Below are 1,028 nucleotides of genomic sequence, written 5' to 3'. Positions count from 1 at the left end.
GGAGTGACGGGCACTGGCTGGCAATGTCTAGCAACGGCAGGCATTTCGGCTGAGGGTAAAAGAACTTTCCGCTAAGCGATAGACTGTATGTAAACACAGTATTGCAAGGACGCGGAACATGCCTCATGTGGCGGCCAGGACGGCCAGCCGGGATCGGGATACTGGTCGTTACCAGAGCCACCGACCCGAGCAAACCCTTCTCTATCAGATCGTTGACGAGTATTACCCGGCATTCGCTGCGCTTATGGCAGAGCAGGGAAAGGAATTGCCGGGCTATGTGCAACGGGAATTTGAAGAATTTCTCCAATGCGGGCGGCTGGAGCATGGCTTTCTACGGGTTCGCTGCGAGTCTTGCCACGCCGAGCACCTGGTCGCTTTCAGCTGTAAGCGTCGCGGTTTCTGCCCGAGCTGTGGGGCGCGGCGGATGGCCGAAAGTGCCGCCTTGCTGGTTGATGAAGTACTGCCTGAACAACCCATGCGTCAGTGGGTGTTGAGCTTCCCGTTTCAGCTGCGTTTCCTGTTTGCCAGCCGGCCCGAGATCATGGGGTGGGTGCTGGGCATCGTTTACCGCGTCATTGCCACGCACCTGGTCAAGAAAGCGGGCCATACCCACCAAGTGGCCAAGACGGGCGCGGTCACCCTGATCCAGCGTTTTGGATCGGCGCTCAATCTGAATGTTCACTTCCACATGCTGTTTCTCGACGGTGTGTATGTCGAGCAATCCCACGGCTCAGCGCGTTTCCGCTGGGTCAAGGCGCCGACCAGCCCAGAGCTCACCCAGCTGACGCACACCATCGCCCACCGGGTGGGTCGCTATCTGGAACGGCAAGGCCTGCTGGAACGGGATGTCGAAAACAGCTATCTGGCCTCGGATGCGGTGGATGACGACCCGATGACACCCCTGCTGGGGCACTCGATCACTTACCGTATCGCTGTCGGTTCACAGGCGGGGCGAAAGGTGTTCACTTTGCAAACTCTGCCGACCAGTGGTGATCCGTTCGGTGACGGGATTGGCAAGGTAGCCGGGT

General features: G+C 59.0%; 1 pseudogene. It reads left to right on the top strand.

Annotation, left to right across the window (positions count from 1 at the left end):
• Nucleotides 1-118 precede the first annotated feature (118 nt).
• Nucleotides 119-1,028: pseudogene (locus FTV03_RS17765) on the top strand (IS91-like element ISVsa3 family transposase); the annotation flags it as partial.

The sequence above is a fragment of the Acinetobacter sp. YH12218 genome, from assembly GCF_013417925.1.
GTDB lineage: Bacteria > Pseudomonadota > Gammaproteobacteria > Pseudomonadales > Moraxellaceae > Acinetobacter > Acinetobacter amyesii.
Note: the sequence above shows the minus strand (reverse complement) of the source record. Positions and strands in the feature narration are given on the sequence as shown.